At 68.3% G+C, this 23,693-nt stretch carries 17 protein-coding genes; 10 read left to right on the top strand and 7 right to left on the bottom strand.

The genetic code is table 11. From position 1 onward, the window contains the following. Positions 1–185: 185 nt before the first annotated feature. The 6 genes from P3102_RS24480 (at position 186) to P3102_RS24455 (ending at position 8,948) form a co-directional block, all read left to right on the top strand. Positions 186–1,115 carry a carbohydrate ABC transporter permease gene (locus tag P3102_RS24480; RefSeq protein ID WP_276362085.1) on the top strand — a complete coding sequence of 310 codons (930 nt, stop codon included), beginning with the start codon at positions 186–188 and terminating at the stop codon, positions 1,113–1,115. A gap of 6 nt (positions 1,116–1,121) precedes the next feature. Next, on the top strand, positions 1,122–2,189 hold the full coding sequence (ugpC, locus tag P3102_RS24475) for a sn-glycerol-3-phosphate ABC transporter ATP-binding protein UgpC (protein WP_276362083.1): 1,068 nt from the start codon (positions 1,122–1,124) through the stop codon (positions 2,187–2,189). Continuing rightward, positions 2,186–4,042: a DUF5107 domain-containing protein gene (locus tag P3102_RS24470; protein ID WP_276362082.1), complete on the top strand. Its 1,857-nt coding sequence runs from the start codon at positions 2,186–2,188 to the stop codon at positions 4,040–4,042. The genes ugpC and P3102_RS24470 overlap by 4 nt, the downstream gene beginning before the upstream one ends. Before the next feature lie 126 nt (positions 4,043–4,168). After that, positions 4,169–4,954, top strand: a complete 786-nt coding sequence (locus P3102_RS24465; RefSeq protein WP_276362080.1) for a DeoR/GlpR family DNA-binding transcription regulator — start codon at positions 4,169–4,171, stop codon at positions 4,952–4,954. Positions 4,955–5,157: 203 nt separating this feature from the next. Further along, a complete protein-coding gene (locus tag P3102_RS24460; protein WP_276362078.1) occupies positions 5,158–8,292 on the top strand; it encodes a TIM-barrel domain-containing protein in 3,135 nt (1,044 codons plus the stop codon). A 116-nt stretch (positions 8,293–8,408) separates the two neighbouring features. After that, positions 8,409–8,948 (top strand): hypothetical protein, encoded by a 540-nt coding sequence (locus P3102_RS24455; RefSeq protein WP_276362077.1) that lies wholly within the window; start codon positions 8,409–8,411, stop codon positions 8,946–8,948. 93 nt (positions 8,949–9,041) lie between these two features. Here P3102_RS24455 and P3102_RS24450 read toward each other — a convergent pair whose 3' ends face one another. The 5 genes from P3102_RS24450 to P3102_RS24430 all read right to left on the bottom strand — a co-directional run bounded on the left by P3102_RS24450 (position 9,042) and on the right by P3102_RS24430 (position 13,890). Continuing rightward, positions 9,042–9,755, bottom strand: a complete 714-nt coding sequence (locus P3102_RS24450; protein ID WP_276362075.1) for an ABC transporter ATP-binding protein — start codon at positions 9,753–9,755, stop codon at positions 9,042–9,044. Beyond that, the gene (locus tag P3102_RS24445; RefSeq protein ID WP_276362074.1) at positions 9,745–10,518 is read right to left on the bottom strand and encodes an ABC transporter ATP-binding protein; all 774 of its coding nucleotides are present in this window, start codon (positions 10,516–10,518) and stop codon (positions 9,745–9,747) included. Before P3102_RS24445 ends, P3102_RS24450 begins: the two co-directional genes overlap by 11 nt. Continuing rightward, entirely contained in the window at positions 10,515–11,654 is a 1,140-nt protein-coding gene (locus P3102_RS24440; RefSeq protein WP_346660144.1) for a branched-chain amino acid ABC transporter permease, read from the bottom strand. The genes P3102_RS24445 and P3102_RS24440 overlap by 4 nt, the downstream gene beginning before the upstream one ends. Then, a complete protein-coding gene (locus tag P3102_RS24435) occupies positions 11,651–12,622 on the bottom strand; it encodes a branched-chain amino acid ABC transporter permease (protein ID WP_276362071.1) in 972 nt (323 codons plus the stop codon). The genes P3102_RS24440 and P3102_RS24435 overlap by 4 nt, the downstream gene beginning before the upstream one ends. Positions 12,623–12,735: 113 nt before the next feature. Beyond that, positions 12,736–13,890 (bottom strand): branched-chain amino acid ABC transporter substrate-binding protein, encoded by a 1,155-nt coding sequence (locus P3102_RS24430; protein WP_276362070.1) that lies wholly within the window; start codon positions 13,888–13,890, stop codon positions 12,736–12,738. Positions 13,891–14,355: 465 nt separating this feature from the next. Here P3102_RS24430 and P3102_RS24425 point away from each other — a divergent pair, with 465 nt between their 5' ends. Continuing rightward, positions 14,356–15,168 carry a prolyl oligopeptidase family serine peptidase gene (locus P3102_RS24425; RefSeq protein WP_276362068.1) on the top strand — a complete coding sequence of 271 codons (813 nt, stop codon included), beginning with the start codon at positions 14,356–14,358 and terminating at the stop codon, positions 15,166–15,168. Here the strand turns inward: P3102_RS24425 and P3102_RS24420 are convergent. Further along, complete coding sequence (locus tag P3102_RS24420) at positions 15,134–16,102, bottom strand: LysR family transcriptional regulator (RefSeq protein ID WP_276362066.1); 969 nt, start codon at positions 16,100–16,102, stop codon at positions 15,134–15,136. The two genes, P3102_RS24425 and P3102_RS24420, sit on opposite strands and share 35 nt — an antisense overlap. A 104-nt stretch (positions 16,103–16,206) precedes the next feature. Further along, on the bottom strand, positions 16,207–16,635 hold the full coding sequence (locus P3102_RS24415; protein ID WP_276362065.1) for a hotdog fold thioesterase: 429 nt from the start codon (positions 16,633–16,635) through the stop codon (positions 16,207–16,209). A gap of 221 nt (positions 16,636–16,856) precedes the next feature. Here P3102_RS24415 and polA point away from each other — a divergent pair, with 221 nt between their 5' ends. The 3 genes from polA (at position 16,857) to P3102_RS24400 (ending at position 23,685) form a co-directional block, all read left to right on the top strand. Continuing rightward, on the top strand, positions 16,857–19,598 hold the full coding sequence (gene polA, locus P3102_RS24410; RefSeq protein WP_276362063.1) for a DNA polymerase I: 2,742 nt from the start codon (positions 16,857–16,859) through the stop codon (positions 19,596–19,598). 242 nt (positions 19,599–19,840) lie between these two features. Next, the gene (locus P3102_RS24405) at positions 19,841–21,445 is read left to right on the top strand and encodes a serine protease (RefSeq protein WP_276362061.1); all 1,605 of its coding nucleotides are present in this window, start codon (positions 19,841–19,843) and stop codon (positions 21,443–21,445) included. Then, positions 21,442–23,685, top strand: a complete 2,244-nt coding sequence (locus tag P3102_RS24400) for a serine/threonine-protein kinase (RefSeq protein ID WP_276362060.1) — start codon at positions 21,442–21,444, stop codon at positions 23,683–23,685. The genes P3102_RS24405 and P3102_RS24400 overlap by 4 nt, the downstream gene beginning before the upstream one ends. The last annotated feature ends 8 nt before the right edge of the window (positions 23,686–23,693 follow it).

Raw genomic sequence — 23,693 nt, 5'->3', positions numbered from 1 at the left:
TGTCTGTGGTGAACCCGCGACCGCGATCGACGTCGGCAGGACGCTGCCTGGTCATGCACGTCACGGTGGTGGACAAGGCGCCCTGCCACCGCGATAGCGGGGCCCTCGGCCAGGGCGGGTTCACGCGTTCGGCCGGTTTTCCAAGTACGCCTTCAGCTTCGCCAACAGGCACGTAGGGAGACGAAATGTCCGTCACCGACGTCGAGGCGCCCGCGCGGCGACCGGCGAAACCGGTGCGCAAGCCGCCACGTAAACCGCGTCCGGCGCCCGGCACCAAACGGTTCAGCCCGTTGCGGGTACTGGGCACCACGATCGTGTGGCTGTTCACCGCCGGCAACATCCTGGTGCTGTACTGGCTGCTCACGGCGTCGTTCAAGACGCCGGTGGAGATCTTCACCAAGCCGTTCGACCTGCCGAACCAGTGGTTCATCGTCGGCAAGCCGTTCCGGAACTTCGTCTACGCCTGGAACAACGCCGGTTTCGGCGACGCGGTGCTGACCACCGTGGTCCTGGTCGGGCTGGCGACGGTCGTGACCGTCGTCGTCTCGGCACCCTGCGCGTACGCCCTGACCAGGCTCGGCGTCCGCGGCGCCGGTCCGATGACGAACGTCGTCGCGATCGGCATGGGCGTGCCGTTCCAGACCGTGATCATCCCGCTGTTCGTGGTGCTCAGCAAGGTGCACATGGACAACGAGTACGGCCTGTTCGTGCTGTACGTGGCCTTGTCCATCCCGTTCACGGTGTTCCTGATGACCGGGTTCTTCCGGTCGCTGCCGGACGAACTGGAGGAGGCGGCCGCGCTCGACGGCGCCTCGCCGACGCGCACGTTCTTCTCGGTGATGCTGCCGCTGACCCGCGGCGGCATGATCACCGCGTTGACGCTGAACGCCATCGGCCTGTGGAACGAGACGCTGCTGGCGATCGTGTTCCTCAAGGACCAGGCGCATTTCACGCTGTCCCGCGCGTTGTTCACCTTCTACGGGGCCGCGAGTTACCAGTCGGAGTACGGCGGACTGATCGCCGGTGTGGCGATCGTCGTGCTCCCGATGCTCGTGCTCTACCTCGTACTCGCCCGCCGGATCATCACCGGCCTGACCCTCGGCGCCGGAAAGTAGGACCTGATGGCCACCGTGACCTTTTCCGACACCACCCGGTTCTACGCCGGGGTGGAACGCCCCGCGGTCGACGGACTCGACCTCGAGGTCGCCGACGGCGAGTTCCTGGTGCTGGTCGGCCCGTCCGGCTGCGGGAAGTCGACCACGCTGCGGATGCTCGCCGGGCTGGAAGGCGTCGACGACGGCTCCATCCACATCGGTGACCGCGACGTCACCGAACTGCCGCCGAAGGACCGGGACATCGCGATGGTGTTCCAGAACTACGCGCTCTACCCGCACATGACGGTGGGGGAGAACATCGGCTTCCACCTGAAGCTGGCCAAGATGGGCAAAGCCGAACGCGAACGCAAGGTGCGCGAGGCCGCGGCCGTGCTCGACCTGACCGAGTACCTGGACCGCAAGCCCGCGAAACTGTCCGGTGGCCAGCGGCAGCGCGTCGCGATGGGACGCGCGATCGTGCGCGAGCCGAGTGTGTTCCTGATGGACGAGCCACTGTCCAATCTGGACGCCAAACTGCGGGTGCAGACGCGGACGCAGATCGCTTCCCTGCAACGGCGGCTGGGCATCACGACGCTCTACGTCACGCACGACCAGGTCGAGGCGATGACCATGGGGGACCGGGTCGCCGTGCTGAAGGACGGGATCCTGCAGCAGTGCGACACGCCCGTCGGACTGTTCGCGAAGCCGGTCAACGTGTTCGTCGCCGGGTTCATCGGCTCGCCCGCGATGAACCTGTTGGAGACCACTGTGGACAGCGACGGCGCCGTCGCGGGCGGCACGCGGCTACCGCTGACCCCGGCGCAGCGTTCGGCGCTGACCGGTCCCGGCGTCGTCGTCGGCGTCCGGCCGGAGGGCTGGACGATCGGGGACGGGGGTTTTGAAGCCGTCGTCGAGGTCGTCGAGGAACTGGGCAGCGACCAGTACCTCTACTGCCGGGACGGCGATCGCGTGCTGACCGTCCGCACCCCGGGGATGGCCCCGTGGCAGCGTGGCGAGCCGATCTCCCTGACGCCCCAGCCGGGCGCGGTGCACCTGTTCGACGCCGCCACCGGCGATCGGCTCCCGGACGCATGACCCGCCTGTACCGCTCCGGGCTGGTGCTCCCGGCCGCCGAGCTGGGGCCGGAGAACCCGTTGCCACCGCTCCGGAAACCCGAAGCGGTGGCCAAGGTGTCCAACGTCGACGAATTGCCGCCGGATCTGGCGGAGAACATCGGCTACGGCCGCCTGGACACCCCGTTGCCGTGCCTGCTTCAGGACGGCTACACCCGGGAGCGCACGGAACGCGAACTTCCGGCGTTGGTGCTGGAGAACGAGAAGCTGCGGGCCACGGTCCTGCCGTCGCTGGGCGGACGGCTGTACTCGCTGGTCCACAAGCCCTCCGGCCGCGAACTGCTCTACCGCAATCCGGTGTTCCAGCCCGCGAACCTCGCGTTGCGGGACGCGTGGTTCGCCGGCGGTGTCGAATGGAACCTCGGGAGCACCGGGCATACGACGTCGACCTGCGAGCCGGTGTTCGCCGCGGAGATCGAGGGCCCGGACAGGACACCGGTGCTGCGGTTGTGGGAGTGGGAACGCACCCGCGACCTGCCGTTCCAGCTCGACTTCTGGCTGCCGGACGACTCGGATCAGCTGCTCGTGGCCGTGCGGGTGCGGAACCCCCATCCCTCCGACGTCCCGGTGTACTGGTGGTCGAACATCGCGGTGCCGCGGAACGAAGGCACCCGCGTAGTGGCGCCCGCGACCCGAGCTTGGCATTACGGCTATTCGGAGCGACTCGACCTGGTCGACGTGCCCGGCGAGCTGACCTATCCGGCTCGCGCCGAGGCCGCGGCGGACTACTTCTTCGAAGTGACCGGAAGGCCGTGGGTCGCGGCGGTCGAGGCAGACGGGACGGGGCTGGCCCAGCTGTCCACCGGCCGGTTGCGCGGCCGGAAACTGTTCCTGTGGGGCGAATCCACCGGGGGGCGCCGCTGGCAGGAATGGCTGGCTCCCGGCGCCGGCGGCTATCTGGAGATCCAAGCCGGGCTGGCCCGCACCCAGCTGGAGCATCTGCGCTTGCCGCCGGGGGAGAGCTGGGACTGGCTGGAGGCCTATGGTCCGGTCACCGCGGATTCCGCGGCCGTGCACGGCGAAGACTGGGCGATGGCGTGCGAGGCCGTCGCCGCCGGTCTGCCGTCGGTCGAAACCATGGACGAATATCTCGATGACTGGCGGAAGATCGCCGACGTCACCCCGGAATCCTTTCTGGCCACCGGTTCCGGCTGGGGCGCGCTGGAGAACCGGCGCGCGCCGATGTGCCTGCCCGGCACGCCGTTCCCGGACGAAGCGCTCGGGCCGGACCAGGAGCCCTGGCTCGCGCTGCTCGACGGCACGCCGCCGGACGGGGATCCGCTCACCGTGCCCCCGCCGACACTGGTGAACCGGTACTGGGCGGAACTTCTGGAGTACGCCCCGAAGAACTGGCTGACCTGGTATCACCGCGGGGTCGCGTACTGGGCGGCCGGACGGCATTCGGACGCGGTCCGCGCCTGGCGTGAATCCGTCGCGGCGGCCGAGAACCCCTGGGCGTTGCGCAATCTCGCGGTCGCCACGGCGGGACACGAGGCCGCCTGGCTGTACCGGCGTGCGGTCGCCCTCGCACCGTCACCGCGTGCTCTGGTCGTCGAGGCGATCGCGGAGCAACTCGCGGCGGGGCTCGCGGACGAAGCGAGCGCGCTCCTGCACGGGCTTCCCCGTGCCGGGCGGATCGCCTTGCTGACCGCCCGGACCCTGCTCGCCCAAGGTGACCTCGCCGGGGCCAAAGCCGTCTACGACACGGGTTTCGAGGTCGCGAACCTCCGGGAAGGGGAAACGTCGTTGTCGGACACTTGGGCGGCGGTTTCGGACGAACCGCTGCCGGAACACCACGACTTCCGGATGAAGTGAGCGGCCGGGCCACTCGACCGGCGTGCCGCTCGCGACGGACAGCCGCGATGCAGCATACTGCTCGAAACAGTGGCCAACAGCGCAACGTCATGCGCGATAGGCCGCAGCGAGCTAGGAGTGGCGCCGATGGCCCGGCACGAACGGCTGAGCACCCTGCTGGACCTGCTGGGGCAGCGGGAGAAGATCGACGTCGAGGACGTGGCCGAGGAGTTGCACGTGTCCGCGGCCACGATCCGGCGCGACCTCGATCACCTGGCGGAGCAGCAGTTGCTCACCCGCACCCGGGGCGGGGCGGTGGCCAACGATCTCGCCTACGACCTGCCGTTGCGCTACAAGACCGCCCGCCACGTGCCCGAGAAGCAGCGGATCAGTGTCGCCGCGGCGGCGCTCGTGACGCAGGGCATGGTGGTCGGCCTCAACGGCGGGACGACCACGGCCGGGGTCGCGCGATCGCTGGCCACGCGGTCCGACCTGGCCGGCCTCCGTGATTCGCCGGGGCTGACGGTGGTCACCAACGCGCTGAACATCGCGCACGAACTGGCGGTGCGGCCGCATGTGAAGATCGTGGTCACCGGCGGTGTGGCGCGTCCGCAGTCGTTCGAGCTCAGCGGTCCGCTGGCCACCCGCGTGCTCAGCGAACTGACGATCGACCTGCTGTTCCTCGGCGTCGACGCGTTCGACGCGGACGCCGGCGCCTTCGCACACCACGAGGGCGAGGCGAGTATCAACCGGCTGATGGTCGAGCGTGCCGAACGCGTCGTCGCGGTCGCCGACGGCTCGAAGCTGGGCCGCCGCGCGTTCGCGCGGATCTGCGCGACCCCGCAGGTGCACGCCCTGGTCACCGATGCCAACGCCGACCCGAAGGTGCTGCGGGCGTTCGAAGCCGCCGGAGTCGAGGTTCAAGCCGTCTGACCTTCCGGTCAGGTACAGGACGGCCCCCTTCCTTGCGCCCAGGTACAGGAAGGGGGTCTTCCTGTACCTGGGCACTTGTTGCCGCACAAGGATCTTCAAGCGACCCGACGAAAGTCGGCAGCACCGTTTCGGCGGATGACTTTGCGCGAACCGTGCGCTATACAGAGACCATCTTGCGTATTCATGCGCGAAAGGTGTCTTAAATGAGCAGAGTTGCGCACTCCCTGAGTTGTTTGGCCGCGGTGGCCTTACTCGGGCTTTCCCCGGTCGCCGCCCACGCCGATCCGGCCACGGCGTCGTCCGGCGAACTGGGCGAGCTGACCGGCATTTCCGGCGACGGCGCCACGGTCACCCTGAATTCGGGAAGTGCCGCGGTGCGCGTCAGCTTCCCGGCCGAAGGTGCCGTCCGGGTCTGGCTGGCGCCGGACGGCACGTTCACCGATCCGGCCGGGAGCAAGATCGTGCTGCCCCGCACCGGCGACCCGGTGACGCCGAAGAGGACCGACAAGGGGGACTACTGGGCGGTTTCCACGGCCAAGGTCACGCTGCGGGCGTACAAACACCCGTTGCGGCTCGCGTTGTACGACGGCGCGGACCGCAAGCGGCTCTGGGAGGAATCGGCGCCGCTGTCCTGGACCGGCAAGCAGACCACGCAGACCCTGGCGCGGACGGCGGCCGAGCAGTTCGTCGGCGGCGGTGAGCAGAACGGCCGGTTCAGCCACCGCGACCAGACGATCCGGATCTTCGCCGATTACAACTGGAATGACGGCGGGGCCCCGAATTCGCAGCCGTTCTACGCCTCCACGGCGGGATACGGCGTGCTGCGCAACACTTTCACGCAAGGCACCTACGCCTTCACCGAGCCGGTGCGCACCACACACGACGAGCGCCGCTTCGACGCGACGTACGTCGTCGGCGACGGGCTCAAGGACGTCATCACCGGCTACACCGATCTCGTCGGGAAGCCGTTCCTGCCACCGCTCTACGGTCTCGAGCACGGCGACGCCGACTGCTACCTGCACAACGCCAACCGCGGCGAGCGCCATACGCTGGACGCGGTGAAGGTCGCGGAGGGGTACACCGAGCACGGGATGCCCAACGGCTGGATGCTCGTCAACGACGGCTACGGCTGCGGGTACGAGAATCTCCAGCAAACGGGCGAAGGCCTGCGCAAGAACGGTATGCAGCTGGGGCTGTGGACGGAAAACGGCGTACCGAACCAGGTCGAAGAGGTCAAGGCCGGGGTCCGGGTCCGCAAACTCGATGTCGCGTGGGTCGGTCCGGGATACCAGTTCGCGCTGGACGCCTGCGACACCGCGCACAAGGGCATCGAGGACAACAGCGACGCGCGTGGTTTCGTCTGGACACCGGTCAGCTGGGCGGGCGCGCAGCGCTGCGGCGTGCTGTGGAGCGGCGACCAGGCCGGTTCCTACGACTACATCAAGTGGCAGATCCCGACCTACGCCGGTGCCACGACGTCGGGGATCGCGTACAACACCGGCGACATCGACGGCATCTTCGGCGGCAGCCCGCAGACCTACGTCCGCGACCTGCAGTGGAAGGCGTTCCTGCCGGTCTCGATGACGATGGACGGCTGGGCCGCGTCGGACAAGCAGCCGTGGCGGTACGGCGAGCCGTACACCTCGATCAACCGCAAGTACCTGCTGCTCAAGGAGCGGCTGTTGCCCTACACCTACAGCCATTCGGTGGAGGCGCACAAGACCGGCGTCGGCCAGGTCCGCCCGCTGGCGCTCGAATACCCGGACGACCCGAACGTCTGGGGCGAGAAGGCGAAGTACGAGTTCCTGTCGGGCAAGGACTTCCTGGTCGCACCGGTGTACGAGAACTCCACCGTGCGCAACGGCATCTACCTGCCGAAGGGCACCTGGGTCGACTACTGGAGCGGCAAGACCTACACCGGGCCGACCACTGTGGACGGTTACGACGCGCCGCTCGACACGCTGCCGCTGTTCGTCCGCGCCGGGGCCGTGGTGCCGATGTGGGCCGAGGGCACGAAGTCGTGGCAGACCAGGGACAAGGGCGTGCTCGACCTCGACGTGTATCCGCGGGGCAAGGGTTCGTTCACGCTCACGGAGGACGACGGCGTGACTCGCGCCTACAAGAACGGCGACCAGGCGAAGCAGACGTTCACCGTCGACGCGCCGACGTCCGGCCTGGGCACGGTGACGGTCGGGATCGGCGCGAGTTCCGGTTCCTACGCCGGAAAACCCTCCGCACGGAACTATCAGCTGACCGTCCACACGGGAAGCAAGCCCGCGATCGTCCTGGCCGGGACCTCGATCCTGCGGCAGTACGGCAGCAAGGCCGCACTGGACGCGGCGCCGTCGGGCTGGTGGTTCGACCCCGCCGTCGGCGGGGTCGCGCGGGTCAAGACCGGCAAGGTCGGTGCCGGTGACCGTCAGGACGTCCGGCTGTTCGGCACGAGTGCGGTCGGGGGCATCTTCCCCGAGGATCGCAACGGCTCCGTCACCCTCTCCGTGCCGGCGGTCGCCGGGCCAGGGCAGACCGCGACGGGCACGCTGAGCTTCACCAACGGCACGCCCTTGCCGGTTCGGAACGTCAAGTTCTCTTTGCCCGCCGACGGGTTCCGCGCCGAGGTACCGGCCGGTCCGCGGCTGGTGATGCCCGGCGAGACCGTGCGGGTGCCGGTGAAGGTGACGCCGGACGCGGGGATCGAACCGGACGACTACCAGCTCACCGCGTCGGCGTCGTACCAGGCGCGGCTCGGGGAGAACCGGGTCGGCGACTCGGTGACGGTCACCGTGCCGCACGCTTCACTGGCCGCGGCCTACGGCAACGTCGGCGTCACCGACGCGGCCCATGCCGCGGCCGGGGACATCGACGGCGGTGGCAGCAGCCTCCGTGCGGAAGGCCTCGCCGAAGCCGGTCTGAAACCCGGTGTGGGCTTCTCCGCGCTCGGAGCTCGGTCGACCTGGCCGGTGACCGGGGCGGGGCAGAAGGACAACGTCCTCGCGGCCGGCCAGACCGTCGCGGTGCGGGGCACCGGGGCGAAACTCGTGCTGACCGGAACCGGTACCGGTACGGCGAAAGGCACTGTCGTCGTCCGGTACGCCGACGGCAGCACGAGCCAAGCCGAACTCGGCTTCCCGAACTGGTGCTGTGCCGATCCGGCTCAGTACGGCGCCACCACGGTGGCGACCGTGATGGGCAAGAACACCCGCGCGGGAGCGGCTTACCCGACCACGCCGTACCGGGTGTTCGCGAACTCCGTCCCGTTGACCGCGGGGAAGGAGGTCGTCGCGGTGACGCTTCCGTCGAACACCGCGATGCACGTCTTCGCCGCGGGCATCGGCTGAGGTAGCGGTCCGTGAAGGCCTCCTTGAGGGCCCCAGGGTCCTTGAGGAGGCCTTCACGGCACGCCCGGGACACGACGGGACGCCCGGATACCCCCGCGGCAGGCAGAATCGAGGGAGTGCGCATCGGAATCTTTCGGGCTCTCGCGGCGGCCGCACTCCTGCTCGCCGGCTGCTCCGGAGAACAATCACCACGGACGCCACCCAAACCCGTCTACGATCTGCCCGCACGGGAGGTCCGGCCGGACGAGACCGCGTTGCACCTGCCGCCGGTGCTCAACGGGGAGACCGAGTTCGCCGTCATCGGACTGGCCGCCGGGCTGCCCAGCCTCACCGGCAGCCACACCGAGTTCGAAGCGAAAGGACGGTTCGTCCGGCTCCGGCTGGTGGTGACGGGGAAGGGCCTGTCCGGCATCCTCTTCGACACTCGCCGCCAGCAGCTCGTCACCGATTCCGGTGCGGTGATCGCGGTCGACGACCAGGCGATGACCATCAAGCGCCAGCCCGGCAAGTTCGAGCTGGGCCGCGGGGTGCGGGTCGAGTTCGACCTTTACTTCGACCTTCCCGAAGAGGCGAAGCCGGTGGCGCTCCGGGCTTTCGGTGGCCCGACGCTCACCGACATGAAGAACCTCACCGGCACCGACGTCAAGCTGACCTGAGCTGTGCGGATGGTCAGCGCTCCTGCCGCTGATTCGGCACGTAGGAGAAGGGCCCCGCCGCACGGAGGCGACGGGGCCCTTTTTCGAAAGGCGTCAGACGCCCAGATCCCCACCGAGGTAGGCGGCCCGCACCTGCGGATCGTCCAGCAGCTCGGCGCCGCGAGCGCTCTTGACCACTTGACCGGTCTCCAGCACGTACGCGCGGTCGGAGAGCTTCAGCGCCTGCTGCGCGTTCTGCTCCACCAGCAGGACCGTGGTCCCGCGCTTGTTGATCTCGCGGACGATGTCGAAGATCTGCGCGATCAGCATCGGCGCCAGGCCCATGGACGGCTCGTCGAGCAGCAACACCTTGGGCTTGGTCATCAGCGCGCGGCCGATGGCGATCATCTGCTGCTCGCCACCGGACATCGTGCCGCCGAACTGGGTCTTGCGCTCGTTCAGCCGCGGGAACAGCTCGTAGACCTCCTCGAGGTCGGCCTTCAGGTCGTCCTTGCGGGTGTAGGCACCCATCAGGAGGTTCTCCTGCACCGTCATGCCGGGGAACACGCCCCGGCCTTCCGGTGACTGGCCGATTCCGAGTTCGACCCGTTTGTGTCCGGGCGTCTTCGAGATGTCCTTGCCGTCGAAGAGGATCCGGCCGCTGGTCAGCGGGCGCAGACCCGAGATCGTCTTCAGCGTCGTGGTCTTGCCGGCGCCGTTGGCCCCGATGAGCGAAACGATCTCGCCCTCGCCGACCTCGATGGTCATACCCTTGAGCGCGGCGATCTTCCCGTAATGGACGTTGATGTCCTGAACCTCAAGAAGCATCTTCCGCCACCCCCAGGTAAGCCTCGATCACCTTCTGGTTGTTCTGCACCTCGTGGGGGAGCCCTTCTGCGATCTTCTGGCCGAAGTCGAGCACGGCCAGCCGGTCGCTGATGTGCATGACCAGGCTCATGTCGTGCTCGATGAGCAGCACGGTCCGGCCGTCGTCACGGATTTTCCGGATCAGCTGCTGCAGCGAGTTCTTCTCCGCCGGGTTCATCCCGGCGGCGGGCTCGTCGAGCAGCAGCAGTTTCGGGTCGGTCGCCAGCGCACGCGCGATCTCCAGACGGCGCTGGTCGCCGTAGGAGAGGTTCTTCGCGGTGTTGTGCTCGACCCGGCCGATCCCGACGAAGTCCAGCAGTTCCCTTGCCAGCTCACGACCCCGCTTCTCTTCCTTGCGGTGCACGGGCAGACCCAGCGTCGCCGAGATCGCGCCGGTCCTGTGGTGCGAGTCCGCACCGACCATCACGTTCTCCAGCGCCGACATGTTGTGGAACAGCCGGATGTTCTGGAACGTCCTGGCGATTCCGTTCTGGTTGATCTTGAACCGCTTCATCCCGTCGATCCGGGTGTCGCCGAAGCGCACCTGGCCTTCGGACGGCCGGTAGACGCCGGTGATCACGTTGAAGACCGTGGTCTTCCCCGCGCCGTTCGGGCCGATCAAGGCGAAGATCTCACCCTGGTTGATGGTGAGGTCGACTTCCTTCAGGGCCGTGACACCGCCGAAGCGCATCGTCACGTTGTCGAACTCGAGCAGTGCGCTCATTTCGTCACCTCCGCCGAAGCCTCGGAATCCGGACCCGCGACCTCGGCGCCCAGGGCACCCATCCCGCCCGTTCCTTCGTGTAGTTCCGCTTTGCGCTGCCGCGAAGGCAGCAGACCCTCCGGCCGCAGCGCCATCATCAGCACCAGCACGCCACCGAAGATCAGGATGCGGTACTCGGACAGGAACCGGAACCGTTCCGGAAGCCAGGCGACCAGGAAAGCGCCGAGAACGACGCCGGGCAGGTTGCCCGCTCCCCCGAGCACCACGGCCGCGAGGATGGTCGCGGACAGGATGAACGGGAAGTTGTTCGGCTCGATGAAGACGGCCTTGCTGGCGTAGACCACACCGGCCATACCGCCGAGCATGGCGCCGATGGCGAACGCCAGCAGTTTGAACTTGAACGTCGGGACACCCATCAGCTCGGCGGCGTCCTCGTCCTCACGGATGGCCGCCCACGCCCGGCCGACGCGGCTCTTGTGCAGCCGCACCGAGAAGACGATCGCGACGACGATCGCGGCCACGATGAGGTAGTAGTACGGCGCGGGGTCGAGCAGGAACTCGGTCCCGAACATGGGTTCCGGGTGCGGGATGTTGGTGATACCGCGGGCGCCGCCGATGGAGTCGGTGTTCGTCGCGGTGATCCGGACGATCTCACCGAAGCCGAGGGTCACGATGGCCAGGTAGTCACCGCGCAACCGGAGCGTCGGAGCGCCGAGGATCACGCCCGACATCGCCGCCAGGAAGACACCGAGCACGAGCGTGCCCCAGAACCCCCAGCCGTGCTGGGTGCCCATCACGGCGAGCGTGTACGCGCCGATCGCGAAGAACGCGACGAAACCGAGGTCGAGCATGCCCGCGTGACCGACGACGATGTTCAGGCCGATCGCCAGCAGGATGTACACGCCGACCGGGAAGATCAGAACCGTGGTCCAGTCCGATTCCGGGGACATGATCGAGCCGATCGCGGGCGCGGGCAGGATCAGCGCGCCGATGATCAGGGCGAGGTACACGCCATAACGTTGCCAATGCGGAGCGCGTGCCCACCAATCCCGCATGCCGTCCACGGGGTGAAAGCCGGCGCGTCCGGCCGTGCCGTTCTCTGGGGACTTTTCAGCCACTTCTTCGTTGCCCTTCATGCGCGTGCCCGCTGCAGCGATTCACCGAGGATGCCGGTGGGCCGGAACATCAGGACCAGCACCAATACCACGAAGGCGGTGACGTCCTTCCAAGCCGAACCGAAGAAGATGGAACTCCAGTTCTCCACCAGGCCGAGCACGATGCCACCGAGCAGCGCGCCGCGCAGGTTGCCGATACCTCCCAGCACGGCCGCGGTGAACGCCTTGATGCCGAGGAGGAACCCGATGCGGTAATCGGTGTTCTCGTACTCCATGACGTACAGCGCGGCGGCGACACCGGCCATCGCGCCACCGAGCAGGAACGTGAGGCGCACGATCTTGTCGATGCTGACGCCCATCAGCACGGCGGCTTCGGGATCCTGTGCGGTGGCACGGATACCACGGCCGATGCGGGTGCGGCTCACCAGCTGGTCGAGGACGACCATCATGATCACGGCACCGACGACCACGAACACGTGGTCCGTGCGCACGACACCGTTGCCGATGTGGAAAAGCTCCTCGTGCGGGATGAACCGCGGCGCGTTCTGTTGCACACGACCGGACTTGTCGGTGATCCATTCGATGATTTCGAGGCCGAACAGTTCCTGCAGGAACAGCGAGGCACCGATGGCGGAGATCAGGGCGGCCAGCCGGGTCGCGCCCTTCTTGCGGAGTGGCCGGTACGCCACCTGCTCCAGCAGCACCGCCGCGCCGCCGGACACGGCGGCCGAAGCGATGATGATCAGCAGCAGTACGGCGATCATCCCGAACACGCCGAGCGTGATCGGGGCGGTGCCGCCCGCGATGGTGATCAGGACGAACAGGGACGTGATCGTCCCGATCATGAAGATCTCGGAATGGGCGAAGTTGATGAGCCGGAGCACGCCGTAGACCATTGTGTAGCCGAGGGCGATGAGGGCGTAGATGCTTCCGGCGACCAGTCCGCCGATGGTGCTACCGAGGAACTGGGCTTGCAGATCTTGAAGCATGACGTGGATGCCTTACGGGACGGGGCGAGATTTCTTTCGCCACATTTGCGGGAAGCGGGGGTGCTGTGTTCGCACAGCGCCCCCGCTTCCGTTAGGTGTTCCTATCTGCTCCGTCAGCCGTTGAGCTTGGCTTCGGTCGAGACGCCGAGGTTCTTGAGAACGCCACCGGTGACCTGGTAGACGTTGATCGCATCCGTCGACGGCTCGCCGTTCTCCTTGAACTTGACCTGCTTCGAGGCACCCTTGAAGTCGATCGTCTTGAGGGCCTCGTTGATCTTCTCCGAGGTGGTGGCGCCCGCCTTGACCGCGTTGATGATGGCGGTCGCGGCGTCGTAGCCCTCGCTCGAATAGATCGCCGGGTCGACGCTGAACGCGGCCTTGTACTTGGTGCTGAACTCGTCGGTGGAGCCGGCGTCCGGGATGTTGCACGGGCAGCCGACGACGGCCTTCTCGGCGGCCGCGGCACCCGCACCGCTGATCAGCTGGGCGTCGAGCGAACCGTCGCCGGTGGCGAAGGTGGCGGTCACCTGGCTGTCCCGCAGCTGCTTGAGCAGACGGCCACCCTGGGCGTAGTAGCCACCGAAGAGGATGATGTCCGGGTTCGCGGCCTTGACCTTCTGCACGGTCGAGGAGTAGTCCGACGCGTCCTTGGCGAACTTGTCGCGCTCGGTCGGGACGTTCTTTTCCTTCAAGGTCTTCTCGAAGTTGTCAGCCAGGCCGACACTGTATTCCTGGTCGTCCGAGATGACGAAGGCCTTCTTGGGCGACTTCGCGGTGACGAGGAAGTTCGCGATGGCCGGGCCCTGGCTGGCGTCGCTCGCGACGACGCGGTGCCAGTACTTCCAGCCGTTCGAGGCCAGGCCCGCGTTCGTCGCCGACGGCGAGACGCTCGGGATCTTGTTCTGCTCCAGCTGACCGCCGATGGCCTTCGACTCACCGGAGAACGCCGGGCCGATCAGCGCGGTGATCTTGTCCTGGCCGACGGCGGTCGCGATCAGCGACGTCGCCTGTTCGGGCTTGCCCTGGCTGTCGTATTCCTTGAGCTCCAGCTTCGTCGCCGGGTTCGTCTTGTTGTACTCGTCGATAGCGAGCTTGGCGCCGTTGCGGGGCGGGATCACGATCCCGGAGTTCTCACCGGTGAGGTCACCCATGAACCCGATCTTCAGCGTGCTGCTGTCACCGCTGCCGGACGAGCTGCTGCCGCCTGCACAGCCCGCCAGCGCCAGCGACGCAGCCGCCGCGACGGCGAATACCCGTCCAAAACGCACTCCTGACACCGACTACCTCCCATGACCAACCAGCCGCCGGTAGGCGTCGCCCCCGACACAGGGGCTAGGTTAGGGCAGGAAGATATCCCCCTCCGCCATGATCTGCCCAGACGCCCATCACTCTGTGTCCACATCGTGACGGTCGAAACCGGAACGAATTGCACGAAAAGGTGAATGTTGCCGGTTGGCAGGTCTTCGCTGGTCACGCTGGGGATTCACCGTTACCCCATCGATCATGCTCGTGGGTAAGGATCAGGTTTCGGTCGCGTATCTGGCGCTTTTTCCCCTCCTTCGTGGGCATCCGTTCGTCGTAGCAAGGCTGCCCCAAAGGGCGTCAAGCGTGCCCTCTCTTCTCTTGTGTCATGACAACCGATGGTTGTCGTCGTGGTCCGAACGGCTGTTGGATCTCGGCCCTGACCCTGCGATTGGCTGTCTCCAGAGCCGGAAACGAAGAGCGGGGAGAACATGACGATGAGTGTCGAAGCGATCGAAGGCGCGGCCGCGGGAGTCCCGTTCGTGGCGTTGCCACCTTCGGACCGGGAACGCCCGGCGCCGTTGGTGCTGACCTGGCATCTGCTGGGCGCGCCGTTCAGTGAGGCGGCCATGGCGGCGGCGCTGCCGATGCGGGGACTGCACGCGTGGCGGGTGCATCTGGGGTTGCCACTGACCGGAAAACGGTTCCCCGAGGGTGGTTTCGAGGGGTTCTTCCGCCTCGCGAGCGAGGACAACGTGCTCAACGTCGTCGAACCGCTCACCAAGCAGGTCGAGGCGGAGTTCCCGGCGGCGGTGGCGGAGTTGCGCTCGCGCTTGTCCATTGAGGACGGTCCGGTCGGGCTGGCCGGCGGTTCGCAGGGTGGCGCGGTCGCGCTGCAGCTGCTGACCCATCCCGAGATCGAGGTGGCGGCGGCCGCGCTGGTGAACCCGGTGACCCGGCTGACGCCGGTGATCGCGGCGAACGAGCGGGTCTACGACATCACCTACCACTGGTCGGACCGCTCCCGCGCGGTCGCGGACGAGTACGACTACGTGCGACGGGCCGGGGAACTGACCGCGCCGGTGCTGCTCGTCATCGGTGAGGAGGACGACGTCTCGATCACCGAACCGGCCGAAGCCCTGCACAAGGCGTTGGGGGAGCGGCGATCCGAACTCGTCACCATCCCGGGGATGGCGCATGGGTTCGCCGAGGCGCCCGGCTTCGAACCCGCTCCACAGACGAAGCACGCGAAGCTGGTCGACTCCGAGCTCACGCGGTGGTTCGCCCGGCACCTAGCTGTCTGAGGTCGTCGTCCGGCAGCCAGGACCGCGCGGGATCGTAGGCACACCAACCTTCTTCGTGGCTGGTCCGGCCCGCGAGCGCCAGCAGGCGCCGCAGGGTCGGTCCTTCGCCGCGCCGCCACACCACCGACCACGGGAACAAGGGTGACGGTTCGAAGGGCAGGACTCGCAGGTTGAGGTCGGAGGCCAGATCCATGTCGGCGCCGGCGAGGGTCACCCGCTGCTTCCCGTAACGGGTCTGCTCCAGAGTGTGCCGGAGGTCGTAACTGACCCCGGAGTCGTCGATCGGGACGCCGAATTCTTTGCATAGGCGTTGCAAATAAGAAAGCCATTCGATCGGCCCGCCCAATTGCGGAATCCAGATGCCGTCGGTCCGCAGATCCGACAGTTTCAGCGTTTCGTTGCTCGCCAGCGGATGCTCCGGGGCGAGAAGGGCGACCAGCGGTTCGAGCCGGACGAGCCGGTGCTCGAGCTCCGGGGGCACCTCGCGGCCGAGGTCCGCGACCCGGCCGAACGCGAGGTCGATCTCGCCGCGGACCAGCGGGTCGAGGGCGTTGGCCAGACCTCGTCCGGTGACGCGTTCGACCGAAAGGGCCGGGTCGCGTTCGGCGATGCGCCGCAGCATGAACAAGGGGGACAGGCGCGGGTCGATGACGTCGAGGCGTGGCGGGCGGTCTTGCCGGCCCATCGCGGCGACCGCGGCGTCCGCGGCCCGGATCAGCTCGCGCGCGTGCGGAAGGAAGCGGTCACCGCCGGAGGTCAGTTCGACGGACCGGTTGGTACGCCGGAAGAGCTGGACCGACAGGGCGTCCTCGAGCTTCCGTATCCGCTTCGACAGCGCTTGCTGGGTGAGGAAGAGGGATTCTGCCGCCCGACCGAAATGGCCGTGGTCGGCGGCCGCGGCGAACGCCCGCACCTGAGCCGTGTCGAGATCCACGCCTGCTCCTGCTCCTGCCCGTGTCGTGCCCGTGACGTGCGATGGAGGACGCTTTCCTGGCGCAATTTGCCAGAAAGCGTCCTTCATCGCACGTCGGCGACCGCTCAGGCGCCCGGCGGCCGTTCCCGCACCACGCACGTCAGCCGCGCCGTGCAGGACCGGCGTCCCTGGTCGTCGGTCAGCACGATCTCGGCGGTGACGGTCCCGCGTCCGACGTGCACCGGGGTCGCGACCCCGGTCACCCGCCCGGACCGGACCGCCCGGTGGTGGGTGCAGGAGAGTTCGAGGCCCATCGTCGCCTTGTCGGCGCCGGCGTTGAGCGCGCAGACCATCGAGCCGAGCGCCTCGGCGACCACGGCGTTCGCACCGCCGTGGAGGAGGCCGTACGGCTGCAGGTTGCCCTCGACCGGGATGCTGCCCACCACGCGTTCGGGACCGAATTCGCTGATTTCGAGCCCGAGCTTGTCGTTGAGCTGCTGTCCGGCGAAGGCCGGGTCGATCCCGGCGAAGGATTCGAGGGCTTGTTCGGTCACGCGGAGCTCCTTACCTTCGTGAACCCGCGACCACGACCGCGTCGCCAGGGGGCACGTTATCGAGTTTTTCTCACGTCCTGCCCAGAGGACGCCCTGCCGCCCCGGCCGCGGGGCCTCCGGCCTGGCGGGTTCCCGCGCCGAGGGGGCCGAGCACCTTCGCCGACAGTCCGCAACCGACACGACAGGGAGAACTGTCAGACCCTCACCCTAGACTCGCTCTCGTGAGCCCGAGTGAGAACACGACCGTTGCCGACGCCACACCCGCCACCGCACAGGCCGAGCGGCCCAAACTGCTGCTGATCGACGGCCATTCGATGGCGTATCGCGCGTTCTTCGCGCTGCCCGCGGAGAACTTCAAGACCAAGACCGGGCAGACCACGAACGCGGTGTTCGGGTTCACCTCGATGCTCATCAACCTGCTGCGCGACGAGGCGCCGACCCACCTCGCCGTGGCGTTCGACCTCTCCCGCAAGACGTTCCGCTCGGAGACGTTCGCGGAGTACAAGGCCAACCGCAGCAGCACCCCGGACGAGTTCAAGGGCCAGGTCGGGCTGGTCGAGGACGTGCTCAAGGTCCTCGGCATCCCGGCGCTGACCAAGGAGAACTACGAAGCCGACGACATCATCGCCACGCTCACGACACAGGCGACCGCCGAAGGCTTCGACGTGCTCATCTGTACGGGTGACCGTGACGCGCTCCAGCTGGTGACCGATCGGGTCACCGTGCTGTACCCGAAGCGCGGCGTGTCGGAGATGACCCGGTTCACCCCGGAAGCGGTGGAGGAGAAGTACGGCCTCACCCCGGCGCAGTACCCGGACTTCGCCGCGTTGCGTGGCGACCCTTCGGACAACCTGCCCAGCATCCCGGGCGTCGGCGAGAAGACGGCCGCGAAGTGGATCAGGCAGTTCGGTTCCTTCAACGAGCTGATCGACCGGGTCGACGAGGTCAAGGGCAAGGTCGGCGACGCGCTGCGCGAGCACCTCGGCGCCGTCATGCTGAACCGCCAGCTCACCGAGCTGATCCGCGACGTCGAGCTGGAGCTCGGCCCGACCATGCTCGAGCTGCGTCCGTGGGACCGCGAGGCCGTGCACGCGCTGTTCGACGAGCTCGAGTTCCGCGTCCTGCGCGACCGCCTCTTCGCCACTCTGCAGAGCGCCGAGCCCGAGGCCGAAGAGGGCTTCGAGGTCAGCGGATCGAAGCTCGCCCCTGGCGCGCTCACGGCATGGCTGTCCGCGCACACCGGCCAGGACCAGCCGGTCGGCCTGGCGTTCCGCACCACCGGCGCCTCGGTCCGCGCCGATCTGAAGGCCATCACCTTCGCGGCCGCGGACGGCGAAGGCGCCTATGTCGACGTCACCGCGATGGACGCCGAGGACGACAAGGCGCTCACGGCCTGGCTCGCCGACGAGAAGATCCAGAAGATCGGGCACGAGCTCAAGGTCCCGCTGCACGCCGTCCGGGCACGGGGCTGGGCGTTCGCCGGGCTCGTCATGGACACCGCGCTCGCGGCGTACCTGGTCCGCCCCGGTCAGCGCACCTTCGAGCTCGACGACCTCGTCCTGCGGTACCTGCACCGCGAGCTGCGGTCCGAGGCCGACACCGGGGACGGGCAGCTTTCGCTGCTCGACGGTGGCGCCGAGGACATGGAGCAGAAGGAGATCCAGGCCGAGCTGGTCAAGGCCCGCGCGGTCGCCGAGCTCGCGGGCGCGCTGACCGGGGAGCTCGAAGAACTCGGCGGCGCGCAGCTGCTCGCCGAGCTCGAACTGCCGCTCCTGCAGGTGATCACCGGGCTCGAAGCGGCGGGGATCGCGGTCGACATCGAGCATCTCACCGAGCTGGAGGCGCACTACCTCAACCGGGTCACCCAGGCCGCGGAGGAGGCGTACGCGGTCATCGGCAAGCAGGTCAACCTCGGTTCGCCGAAGCAGCTCCAGGTCATCCTGTTCGACGAGCTCGGTATGCCGAAGACCAAGCGCACCAAAACCGGTTACACCACCGACGCGGAGGCGCTGCAGAGCCTGTTCGAGAAGACCGAGCACCCGTTCCTGCAGCATCTGCTGGAGCACCGGGACGCGACCCGGCTGCGCACCACGGTGGAGGGCCTGATCAAGTCGGTCGCCGACGACGGCCGCATCCACACCACGCTTTTGCAGACGATCGCCGCCACCGGGCGGCTCTCCTCGATCGACCCGAACCTGCAGAACATCCCGATCCGCACCGAGGAAGGCCGCCGCATCCGTGACGCCTTCGTCGTCGGGGACGGGTACGCCGAACTGATGACGGCGGACTACAGCCAGATCGAAATGCGGATCATGGCGCACCTCTCGCAGGACGAGGGCCTGATCCAGGCCTTCAACAGCGGCGAGGATCTGCACACTTTCGTGGCGTCGCGCGCGTTCTCGCTGCCGCCGGAGGAGATCACGCCGGAACTGCGGTTCCGGGTCAAGGCGATGTCGTACGGCCTGGTGTACGGGCTTTCGGCGTACGGGCTCTCGCAGCAGCTGCGGATCTCGACCGAAGAGGCCAAGGAGCAGATGGAGGCGTACTTCTCCCGCTTCGGCGGCGTACGCGACTATCTTCACTCTGTCGTGGATGACGCGGCGAAGGTCGGTTACACCGAGACGATCTTCGGCCGCCGTCGTTATCTGCCGGATCTCAACAGCGACAACCGGCAGCGCCGCGAGATGGCCGAGCGGATGGCGCTCAACGCCCCCATCCAGGGCAGCGCGGCGGACATCATCAAGGTCGCCATGCTCAACGTGTACAAGGCGCTGACCGAGGCGAAGCTGAAGAGCCGCGTGCTGCTGCAGGTCCACGACGAACTCGTCCTCGAAGTCGCCGATGGCGAGCGCGAGCAGCTGGAAGCGTTGGTGCGCCAGGGAATGGGCTCGGCCTACGAACTGGCCGTGCCGCTGGAGGTCTCGGTCGGGTACGGGCGGTCCTGGAACGACGCCGCGCATTAGAGCCTGTTGGCGGAGCTGAAGACGGACGGTGAAACGGGACCGAACGCGTGAACCCGCCCTGGCCGAAGGTCCCGCTATCGCGGTGACAGGGCGCCTTCCCCTGCCGCCGGGACGTGGATGACCAGGTAGCGCCTTGCCGACGTCGATCGCGGACGCGGGTTCACCACCAGACAATTAGGCCTCGTGAGTGGTAATACCGTTCAGAACCGTCATCACCGCTCACGATCGGTAAGGTCGTCCGCGTGACTTCCGAGCGCAGACGCTGGCGGGTGCGGCTGCGCGATCATCGTGGGCGGATCCTGGGCGCCGGGACCATGCTCGACGGTGAACACCTTCTCACCTGCGCTCATGTGATCGAAGGCCACGACGGCGTGGCGGTGGATTTCGTGGCGCTTCCCGGGGTGGAGCCGGGAAGCGCCACGATCGTCGCGCAGGCGGCGCCCATCGGCGACGACGGCGGGGACGTCGCGCTGCTCCGAGTGCGTGACCCCGAGGAGCAGATCACCGGCGCCCCGCTCCACCGGACGGCACTCGAGGACGGCCAGCGCGTCCGCGCGTACGGCTTCCCCTCCGGTTCGGACGGCATGTGGTCGCTGGCGACGGTCGTCGGCGACGGCGGGCACGGTCTCGAACGGGTCCAGCTGCACCGCACTCCCGACACCGAGCCGATCACACACGGTTTCAGTGGTTCGGCGGTGATCGCCGACAAGACCGGGCACGTCGTCGGCATGGTCGCGACCCGGTACGCGACCGAGGCCGCCCGCGTCTCCTGGATGATCCCGGTCGAGACCATGCTCGGTTACCTGCCGGAGCTGCGCCGCTGGGCCGAGGGCAGCCCCGCGATCGACCCCGGCTTCGTGCGGTACCCGGAGCCGCCCGCGATGGACGTGCTGTTCGCGCGCGAGTTCGCCCGCTGGCTCGGCGGGCACGGCCAGGCGGACGTCCGGGTGATCATCATGGGCGAGGACGATTCCGCCGTCGCCGCCTCGTTGCGGCGCGCGGTCGTGCTCGCCGATCGCGAACACGGAGCGGGCCGGAGCGCGACCGGGCCGACGGTGCCGCCCGTGGGCAGTGTCGTACTCGCCGTCGACGCGGTCGGCAAGACCGCCGACGAGGTCCGCCGCCGGATCTCCGACCGGCTCGACGTCGCCGCGGATTCACCCGCCGGCCGTCACCGGTCCGGCCGCACCGTCGTCGTCTACGGGATCGACGAAGCGGCAGAACCCGACGAGCTCGTCGGTGACGTGCTCGTCCCGCTGGCCCAGCGTGCGCACGAACTCGGGCTGCGGCTCGCGCTGGCCTTCCGCGAGGAGACCTCGCCGGGGGTGAGCGTGGTCCGGTCGAACACCGACGTCCTGCCTGTCGGCGAGGACGACATCGAAGGCCGTCTCGCCCGGCTGGAAATCCGGTTGGGTGAACTCGCCGGGCTGGAGAAGGACAATCTGGGCGACGCGCCCCGCTTCACCGGCGTCCCGCAAGTCCATGCCAAGGCACGACGGCTGAAAGGCGCGCTGACGCAACTGCGGTCGGCGGAGCAGGATGGCGACACCGAGTGGGTGAAACGGCAGCTTCCGGTCTGCGAGCGAGCCGTCGCCAAGACCGTCGATCGCGCCCGCGACTTCCGTCGCCTGCTCGACGAGAACCTCGCCCGGCGGGCGGAACTACGCGCCCGGCTCGATGCCTACGGGGAGATGGCCCGTAACAGCGGCTTCGTCGAAGACGTCGAACTGGATGCCGCCTACGCCCCCGCGTGGCGGACGCTCTTCGAAGGACCGTGCGATCTCGCGGCCGCGGCGGCCTCCGTCGAGCGATACGCGGACGCCGTACGGAAACGGATCGACCGGTGACGGTCTGCGGACGGGACGGCTGCCCTGGCCTGCTCGGCAAGACCGGTTTCTGCCGGCTCTGCGGGCTGCCGCCCGGAACGCCGGAAGAGCCCGCGCTGCGGGAGAAACCGACCCTGGCGATCCCCGGCCCCGGTGAGGCGCCGACCAGGATCACCAGCACGGTGGTCACCCGCTCCCCGCAGATCGCGGGCCACGCGACCGCGGACGACCGCGTCCCCCTCCCGATCGTCGAACTCCCCGACGTGGCGGGCCGCCTGCTGACCCGGCCGCATGTCCCGGAGGAGGAACGGTTCTGCGGCAAGCACGGGTGCACGGCCACCCCGGTCGGCCGCTCGATCGGCGGCGGTCCCGCGCCCGCCGAGGGGTTCTGCCCGGTCTGCCGGACGCCGTTCTCCTTCTCGCCCAAGCTCGCGGCGGGTGACGTGGTCGACGGCCGCTACCACGTGCTCGGCTGTGTCGCGCGCGGCGGACTCGGTTTCGTTTACCTGGCGACGGATTCCGGACTCGGCGATCGGTACGTCGCGCTCAAGGGCCTGATCAACACGAACAACACCGCCGCGGTGCGGATCGCGGAGACCGAGAGCCAGGTGCTCACCGCGCTGGATCATCCGAACATCGTCCGGATCCTCGACGTGGTCGAGCACGAGGACTTCCGCTACATCGTCATGGAGTTCGTCGACGGGCTTTCCTTGCGGGAGATCAAGAACCGCGGCCGGGCCGGGCTGGATTCCAGCGAGGGACGGCTGCTGGTCGAGCACGTCGTGGCGTACGGGCGCGAGATCCTGACCGCGCTCGACTACCTGCACGGCGAGGGCCTGCTGTACTGCGACATGAAGCCGGACAACGTGATCCACGGCGAGAAGCGGATCAAGCTCATCGATTTCGGCGCCATCCGCAAGATCTCCGACGACGAGAGCCCGATCGTCGGGACCGAGCACTACCAGGTGACCCCGCGGGAACGAACGAGACACGGCCTCACCGTCCGGTCCGACATCCACACCGTCGGCGTGACGTTGCGGGAGCTGTTCCAAGCCAGCGACGGCTGGTCGGTCACCACCGACGCGCGCGGGGTCCGGTTCGGCATCGAATCGTTCATCCGCGTTCTCGACCGGGCGACCGCCCCGTTCGAGCAGCGGTTCGCGACCGCGCGCGAGATGCTGGCCCAGCTCGACGGCGTACTCAGTGAAATCCTTTCCTTGCGGGACAAGCAATCCCGGCCGGCCGGTTCGACGCTGTTCGCTGAAGGGGCGGTACTGCTCGACGCGGGACTCGGCCAGGCTCCGCCGCTGGAGCACTGGACGCGGGGGACCCCCGTCTCGCTCGGCGCCCGCCCGGCCGCCGCGGAGATCGCCCTCGGCCTGCCGGTGCCGCGCGAGGATCCGGACGATCCGCAGGCGAACTTCCTCCGTGCCGTCCGGGCTCCCGACGCGGCGCGGCTGCTGAAGAAGCTCGACAAGGTGCCGGGTTCGGTCGAGGTCGGCTTCCGCCGGTGCCGGGCACAGCTGGAACTCGGCGCGACCGTCGAGGGCGCGCTGGCGGTGGCGGAGGCCGAACGGCTGCTCGGCGAGCGCGCCGCCCATGACTGGCGGGTGGCGTGGCATCGGGGGCTGCTCGCGCTCGGCGCGGGTGATTTCGCCGCCGCCAAGGAGAAGTTCACCGCCGTGTACCGAGACATCCCCGGCGAGGAGCCTCCGAAACTCGCGCTGGGTCTCTGCGAGGAGCACCTCAACGGCGCGGCCGCCGCCGAGCGGTATTACGACGCGCTGTGGGTGCGGGACCGGTCTCAGGTCAGCGCCGCGTTCGGGCTCGCGCGAGTCCGATTGCAGCGGGGAAATCGGACCGCCGCCGTGGAGATCCTCGACCAGGTCCCGGAGTTCTCGCGCTACGACGAGGCCGCGCGGATCGCCGGGGTGCGGGTGCTGTCCGCGCCGATGCCGGGCACGGGGGATCTCCCGGCGTCGGCCGAACTCGACGACGCCGTGGTCCGGCTGACCGCACTGGACCTCGATGGCGACTCCCTCGACCGGCTGGTGACGGCCGTGCGCGAGACGGGACTGGCGGCCGTGCTGCTCGGACAGGACGGGATCACCGATGGTGAGATCCTGCGGGCGGACGAGACGGGTGCCCGCACCGTGCTGGACAAGTCGTATCGGCGGCTCGCGCACCACGCGCCCGCGCCGGAGGCGCACGACGTGCTGATCGACCTCGCCAACTCCGTACGACCGGTCACGCTGGTGTGAGAAAGGGG

The organism is Amycolatopsis sp. QT-25 (genome assembly GCF_029369745.1).
Classification (GTDB): domain Bacteria; phylum Actinomycetota; class Actinomycetes; order Mycobacteriales; family Pseudonocardiaceae; genus Amycolatopsis.
This window is presented reverse-complemented; position numbering and strand designations above follow the sequence as displayed.

Bases quoted from the DNA above. Each gene is read 5' to 3' on its own strand.
- ugpC (WP_276362083.1), top strand. From the start codon at position 1,122: ATGGCCACCGTGACCTTTTCCGACACCACCCGGTTCTACGCCGGGGTG.
- P3102_RS24445 (WP_276362074.1), bottom strand. From the start codon at position 10,518: ATGAGCGCACTGCTCGAGTTCGACAACGTGACGATGCGCTTCGGCGGT.
- P3102_RS24450 (WP_276362075.1), bottom strand. From the start codon at position 9,755: ATGCTTCTTGAGGTTCAGGACATCAACGTCCATTACGGGAAGATCGCC.
- P3102_RS24470 (WP_276362082.1), top strand. From the start codon at position 2,186: ATGACCCGCCTGTACCGCTCCGGGCTGGTGCTCCCGGCCGCCGAGCTG.
- P3102_RS24440 (WP_346660144.1), bottom strand. From the start codon at position 11,654: ATGAAGGGCAACGAAGAAGTGGCTGAAAAGTCCCCAGAGAACGGCACG.
- P3102_RS24465 (WP_276362080.1), top strand. From the start codon at position 4,169: ATGGCCCGGCACGAACGGCTGAGCACCCTGCTGGACCTGCTGGGGCAG.
- P3102_RS24480 (WP_276362085.1), top strand. From the start codon at position 186: ATGTCCGTCACCGACGTCGAGGCGCCCGCGCGGCGACCGGCGAAACCG.
- P3102_RS24435 (WP_276362071.1), bottom strand. From the start codon at position 12,622: ATGCTTCAAGATCTGCAAGCCCAGTTCCTCGGTAGCACCATCGGCGGA.
- P3102_RS24425 (WP_276362068.1), top strand. From the start codon at position 14,356: ATGACGATGAGTGTCGAAGCGATCGAAGGCGCGGCCGCGGGAGTCCCG.
- P3102_RS24460 (WP_276362078.1), top strand. From the start codon at position 5,158: ATGAGCAGAGTTGCGCACTCCCTGAGTTGTTTGGCCGCGGTGGCCTTA.